The following is a 6,397-nucleotide window of genomic DNA, read 5'->3' on the forward strand; positions in this document are numbered from 1 at the left end:
CGCTGCTGCTCGATACGCGGATTCATGTAAAGGAATTGCCAGGCGAGGACGATGACAACCGAAAGGGCTATCGCGATGAAGTAATTACGGTTTTTTTCCATCATTCTTTCCTGGAGCGGGTCTCCTGGGACCGTCTCGGTTTCGCCGTCCCTTCAATGCGCTCGATGAGGAGAGATTGAAGTCTGGGAAAGGCGGTGTCGAGAACGTCCCGGCGGGCGACAATCACATAGTCATGACCGGGCTTCATTGCGACCCCGGCAGAAAGCCTGACGGCTTCCTTGAGACGGCGGCGCATGCGATTTCGCTCGACCGCGTTGCCTTGTCTTTTTGTTACGGTAAAACCGACACGAGGCTCGGTTTCCGGGGCTTTCCGGTCAAGCACTTCCACAAGAAAGGTGCTTCCCCGCCGTTTTTCCCCCGCCTGAACGGCAAGAAACTCCGACCGGTTTTTAAGCCGGCCGGGGCTTTTTTTAGTCTCGCTCATGTGCCCACGACTTTCATCGGGCCACAGATCGGCAATTAAGCCGAAAGACGAGCGCGGCCGCGCGCACGGCGGGCAGCGAGAACCTTGCGGCCGCCGGCAGTAGCCATGCGGGCACGGAAACCATGACGACGCTTGCGAACAAGCTTGGACGGTTGGTAAGTACGCTTCGACATTTATTTAATACCGCGGTGTGCGGCCCTTCTTGAATTTGCAATTATTTGCAAGAGCGTTTCGTTTTTTGCACGGCTAACCCCGCCTGGGCGAGCTTTCAATGGCCGAGCGTGCGCGGCTTATAAGGGCATAGGCCGAGCAAAGTCAATTGCCGAAGGGGTTTTCGCCCTTCACCTTTTGCGGAAAAGCAACCGCAATTCCTGTCATCTGCGGCCCACAATGGTTGAATCTGATGGCCAATCGGTAAATTCCGAAATTCTTTCTTAATGCCCCATTGATAAATCTTGGGACGCGAAAGTTATGCCGGCTGCCCATTTCCATAGCGTGGCTGGTTTTGTTGGGGGAACGAAATTGAGAATTCGCGGTCGTATCAATCTTCTCGTCGGACTGATGAGCCTTGTGGCCTGCACCATAGGCGGGCTGTCCATCTATGCGATCAACGAATTCTGGGTTCGGTCGCACCATTTCGAGGAGGCAGCCGAAAGGGCCTACAAGGGCGAAGCCCTGAACCGTCTTGTTACCGCGGTCGTCATGGAGGCGCGCGGCGTCTATGCGGCAGCCGATGTCGCAGCAGCCACCCCCTTTGCCGATGGCATGGTCAAGAACCTCGATGCCATGGAGAAGCTCATTACCAGCTGGGCACCGCTCGTGCCGGCAGAACAACAGGCAAGCTTTGACAAGCTTGTTGGCCGGTCGAAAGAATTCCGGGCCTTCCGTCTCGAGACCGTTCGGCTCGCGAGGGAAAACGGGCCGCAGGCCGCCAGCCAGCAGGGCAATAACGAAGCGAACCGCGCCAACCGTAAAGCTTATCAGGCCGAGATCGACAGTGTCGTGAAAAACGACATTGCCGAACTGGAAGTCGTGAAGGCCGGCGTGGATACGTTCAGCACCTCCATATTCTGGGTCATCGTTGCGGTCACGGTTGCCGGCGTGGGTGCCGGTGCCGCCTTCGGTGTCTACATTGGAACGCGGCAGCTCAGCGCGCCTATCCGTCGGGTTTCGCAGGTGATGAATAAGGTTGCCGACGGAAATCTGGATGTTGACGTTCCCTATCTCGGCCGCAATGACGAAATCGGCGAGATGGCGGCGGCCGTCGAGATCTTCAAGAAGAACGGCCGCGAGGTGCGCCGCATGAATGCGCAGGAGACCGCCATGCGCGCCAAGAGCGACGACCTGCAGGCCGGTATGGCCGTTGTTGTCGACGCCGCCGCTCAGGGCGATTTCAGCCGCCGCATCAATAAGGATTATGGCGATGAAAACCTCAACCGCTTCGCAGCGACCATCAATTCGCTACTGACCGGCGTTCATAATGGCGTGTCCGAAACCAGTCGTGTCATCGAATGTCTGGCGCGCGGTGACCTGACGGAACGCATGGAGGGTGAATTCCGCGGCGTGTTCGGCGAACTTCAGGACAACGTCAACCAGACGATGAACAAGCTGCGCGAGACCATGCGCGAGGTACGTGGCAGCACGGAGGGAATCAGCGGCAATGCCGGCGAATTGCGCTCTGCGGCTGATGATCTGTCGAAGCGCACGGAGCAGCAGGCCGCAGCACTGGAAGAAACCTCTGCCGCACTGGATGAAATCACCGCCGTCGTGCGCAACTCTACCGACCGTGCGCAGGAAGCCAGCGCCATGGTCGCCGAAACCAAACAGAAAACGGAAGAATCTGCCAGCGTCGTGCGCGATGCGGTATCCGCGATGGATCGCATCGAACACGCCTCGCGCGAAATCAGCCAGATCATCAATGTCATTGACGAGATCGCCTTTCAGACCAATCTTCTGGCGCTGAATGCCGGTGTGGAAGCCGCCCGTGCAGGCGAGGCCGGCAAGGGGTTCGCCGTCGTCGCTCAGGAGGTGCGCGAACTGGCGCAACGGTCCGCAACGGCTGCAAAGGATATCAAGGCACTGATCACCAAATCCGGCGAAGAGGTCGGCCGCGGCGTGTCGCTGGTCCAGAGAACCGGTAGCGCCTTGAGTGAGATCGAGACCCGTGTCCTCGCCATCAACGAGCACATCCATTCGATAGCGACAGCCGCCAGAGAACAGTCCACCGGTCTGCACGAAGTCAACACCGCCATCAACCAGATGGATCAGGTGACGCAGCGCAACGCCGCGATGGTGGAGGAAACCTCGGCTGCGACCCACAAGCTGAGCAGCGAGGCGGATCATCTTGTGACGCTTGTGACCCGGTTTAATGTGGGTGCTGAGAACGCGCCACGCAGTCAGCGCATGGAGCCGGCTCCAAGGCTGAAGATGGCACCTGCCGGACCGGTCGCAGTTTCCGGGCGGACAGCCGCTGTTGCGTCTCCGGCCCGCAAGCTGATGAACAGCGTCAGCCGCGCTATGAACGCCGCGCCCGCCGCCCAGGGTGACTGGCAGGAATTCTAAAGACGACTCTTTCGTTTTTACTGAAACGCCGCCCGTGCCGGGCGGCGTTTGTTTTTGCGTGTGGGAAACGTTTATTTTGCAGTGGATTGGAAAAAGATGCATTAGGTCCTATTATCATCGCTGCATATAAACCGAGCCGTTTAACGCGAAAGCGGCACGCAGACAGGACCATGGCCCGGTGTTTTCTAAAGGCGTAGACAGCTTGGACCGCACGCAAGACGATCCGGCGCATACGATGCCGGGATTGACCGCCGGTCTTTCCGGACGCCTGCTGCTGCTCACCGTCATTTTCGTGATGATCGCCGAAGTGCTGATCTTTGTGCCTTCCGTCGCCAATATGCGTCTCTCCTGGCTGCGGGACCGGCTGAACACGGCTGCGGCCGCAGGGGCGGTCATCGACGGCCTGCAGGCGGAACTGCCGCGAAGCGTGCAGAACGATACCCTGATGGCAACGGGGGCGAAGCTCATTGCGCTGCGCAAGGACGGTACGTCGCGCCTGCTGGCGGCGGCGGAAACCCCGCCCGCCGTCGATGACCAATACGATCTTTCGGATGTTTCCCAGATCGCAGCCGTACGGGATGCTTTCTCCACGCTGTTGTTCGGCGGCAATCGCGTCATCCGCGTCTTTGACGTGGTGGGCGACAGCGACACCATTATCGAACTCGTGTTGGGCGAAAACAAGCTGCGGGCGGCGATGCTTGCTTACGCCAGGAATGTCTTTCTGATTTCCATCGTCCTGTCGCTCATCACGGCCGGTCTGATCTTCGTCTCCATCAATCGCATCATGATCCGGCCGATACGCCGGTTGACGCTTGGTATGCAGAACTTTTCCGAAGATCCCGGTAATCCCGAGCGGATTTTCGTGCCGGACGAAGGGACTGACGAATTGTCCGTCGCTGGTCGCCATCTCGCCGACATGCAGACCCAGCTGCAAAGGACGCTTCGCCAGCAGAAGAACCTCGCCGATCTTGGTCTTGCCGTATCGAAGATCAACCATGACATGCGCAACATCCTGTCCTCCGCGCAGCTTATGTCTGACCGCCTTGTCGATGCCAAGGACCCCATGGTGAGAAGTTTCGCGCCGAAGCTGTTGCGCACCATTGACCGCGCCGTTGCCTATACCGGTGAGGTTCTGGCTTATGGACAGGCGACCGAGGGCGCGCCGAAACGCAAGATGGTGCAGTTGAGCCTTCTTGTGCGGGACGTGCGCGATATCCTGGCGCTGGACGATGAGAGCGGCATTGAGTTTCATGACAGCGTGCCCGCCGATCTCACGATCGATGCGGACTCCGAACAGCTTTTCCGCGTCATCCACAATCTCTGTCGCAACGCGGTTCAGGCACTGCAATCCGATACGACCAGCACCGCGCCAAGGCATCTCTCCATTTCCGCCCAGCGGGCCGGCGACGTCGTCAGCATCGTCATCGACGACAACGGGCCGGGGATGCCGCGCAAGGCGAGGGAAAACCTGTTTTCCGCTTTCCGGGGTTCGGCCCGATCAGGCGGCACCGGCCTTGGCCTCGTCATTGCCCGCGAGCTCGTGCTTGCCCATGGCGGCACCATTGCGCTCGTTGAAAAGCCGGGTCCAGGCACGCAGTTCCGCATCGAGATCGCCGACCGCACCGCCTCCGTACAGGCTGCCAGAACGGCCTGAAAAACCGGCGCTAAATCAGGTTCGAAAACCCATTATCGCCAACGGAATCCAGGCTCCGTCAGGTTCACAAAAAATGGTCCGTATGGAATTATTAACGAAATCAATGTGATACGCGAATTGCTGCGGAAAAATGACAATTTCCAAACGAAATCGCTTGCATTCGCCATGAGGACGTTTTAGAGGATCGCCACGCCACCGGAAACGACCGGAACGGCACGCACCCGTAGCTCAGCTGGATAGAGCACCAGACTACGAATCTGGGGGTCAGGAGTTCGAATCTCTTCGGGTGCGCCATTTTTTTTTCCTTTAAATAAGCTTCCGAGACGACACCACTGGTTGTCGTGCGCCGACGCGTATCTTCAAATGGTGTTCCGCCCGCATTCGCGGCGAAGCTTCGCAAAGCTGAATGAATTTCGAACATAGCGAATACATGTCGAAGTCCTACGCCCATCAGATGGCCCGAAGTGAAAGCCATCTTGGCAACTGGCAAGATGTCTAAATGCTCGATTGCTGAAAGCTACGACTGCCTCCGGCCGCTGATCTTGTGTGGCATGGCGAAGGCGAGAGAGCTTGCCAAGGCTTGAGTTCGTGTGACTCTCCCCGCCGGAGAGTTTTAGTTCCGCCGACCCGGTTTTCAGCCGGTCAAAGCGTGCTGAAAAGACATCCGAATACCCCCTCAATATTAGTGGTTTTAGGCGGAGGTCTACACCGTAACGTTTTCCTATGGCCCGGGATTATCGGGCTTTCGAGTGTCATCGAACTTTCCGCAAACCTTCGTCATCCTGTCACACAACAACAGCATATGCGCTCCAGAAAAGGAGCGCAGAATGACGCCACAATCACTTGAGCTTTCGGCAATCGGCAAGGGCTTTGGCGCTGACGATGTTCTGAAAGAGATCGACCTCTCCATCCGTCCGGGAGAGTTTTTGTCCCTCGTCGGCATGTCGGGCTGCGGCAAGTCCACGCTGCTGCGCATCATCGCAGGTCTGGAATCACCGGATCGCGGTTCGATCTCGATCGGCGGGCAGGATGTGACCGACATCGATCCCAGCGATCGTAATCTCGCGATGGTGTTCCAGTCCTATGCGCTTTATCCGCATATGAGCGTGCGCCAGAATATTGCGACTCCGCTGCGCATGCGGCGTCTGCCCTTGGCGGCCCGCCTGCCGCTGGTGGGGCGGTTCGCAGCGCCGGCGGAAACATTGAAGCAGATCGATGCGGCCGTTCAACAGGCGGCCGAGACGCTGCAGATCGCGCATTTGCTGGATCGCAAGCCGGCGCAGCTTTCCGGTGGCCAGCGCCAGCGTGTGGCGCTTGCGCGGGCGCTGGTGCGTTCGCCCGCAGCCTTCCTGATGGATGAGCCGCTTTCCAACCTCGACGCCAAGCTCCGCGCCCATATGCGTGAGGAACTGGCGGGCCTGCACCGCCGGCTCGGGGCAACCTTCATCTATGTCACCCACGACCAGATCGAAGCCATGACCATGTCCGACCGCATCGCCTTGATGTCGGAAGGCCGCATCGAACAGCTGGGCACGCCGGACGAGCTTTATCGCAAGCCCGCGACACTGACCGTCGCACGGTTTATCGGCACGCCATCGATCAACCTGCTGCCGGTCGAAATCGATGCGCAGGGTAAGGTTACGGCGTTTGGACGCGATCTCGGCCTGGAGGGCGCGGGCCGCGATGCCGGCCCGGCG

5 protein-coding genes and 1 tRNA gene are annotated in these 6,397 nt (G+C 58.9%); 4 read left to right on the forward strand and 2 right to left on the reverse strand.

The genetic code is table 11. The features are described 5' to 3' along the window. Window positions 1-100: 100 nt before the first annotated feature. On the reverse strand, window positions 101-484 hold the full coding sequence (gene rnpA / locus ACUTJJ_RS24380) for a ribonuclease P protein component (protein ID WP_445543711.1): 384 nt from the start codon (window positions 482-484) through the stop codon (window positions 101-103). A gap of 35 nt (window positions 485-519) precedes the next feature. Then, a complete protein-coding gene (gene rpmH, locus ACUTJJ_RS24385) occupies window positions 520-657 on the reverse strand; it encodes a 50S ribosomal protein L34 (RefSeq protein WP_003493611.1) in 138 nt (45 codons plus the stop codon). A gap of 349 nt (window positions 658-1,006) precedes the next feature. Here rpmH and ACUTJJ_RS24390 point away from each other — a divergent pair, with 349 nt between their 5' ends. The 4 genes from ACUTJJ_RS24390 to ACUTJJ_RS24405 all read left to right on the forward strand — a co-directional run. Further along, window positions 1,007-3,046, forward strand: coding sequence for a methyl-accepting chemotaxis protein (locus tag ACUTJJ_RS24390; protein ID WP_445543712.1), 2,040 nt, complete (start codon window positions 1,007-1,009; stop codon window positions 3,044-3,046). Window positions 3,047-3,281: 235 nt separating this feature from the next. After that, window positions 3,282-4,700 (forward strand): ATP-binding protein, encoded by a 1,419-nt coding sequence (locus tag ACUTJJ_RS24395; protein ID WP_445543714.1) that lies wholly within the window; start codon window positions 3,282-3,284, stop codon window positions 4,698-4,700. 217 nt (window positions 4,701-4,917) lie between these two features. Further along, window positions 4,918-4,994, forward strand: a tRNA-Arg gene (locus tag ACUTJJ_RS24400). 533 nt (window positions 4,995-5,527) lie between these two features. Continuing rightward, window positions 5,528-6,397: ABC transporter ATP-binding protein (locus ACUTJJ_RS24405; RefSeq protein WP_445543713.1), on the forward strand; the 870-nt coding region annotated here is incomplete at its 3' end.

It is taken from the genome of Agrobacterium sp. DKPNP3 (genome assembly GCF_052686535.1).

Excerpts from the sequence above, each read along its gene's own strand:
- rnpA (WP_445543711.1), bottom strand. The coding sequence starts at position 484 with ATGAGCGAGACTAAAAAAAGCCCCGGCCGGCTTAAAAACCGGTCGGAG.
- rpmH (WP_003493611.1), bottom strand. The coding sequence starts at position 657 with ATGTCGAAGCGTACTTACCAACCGTCCAAGCTTGTTCGCAAGCGTCGT.
- ACUTJJ_RS24395 (WP_445543714.1), top strand. The coding sequence starts at position 3,282 with ATGCCGGGATTGACCGCCGGTCTTTCCGGACGCCTGCTGCTGCTCACC.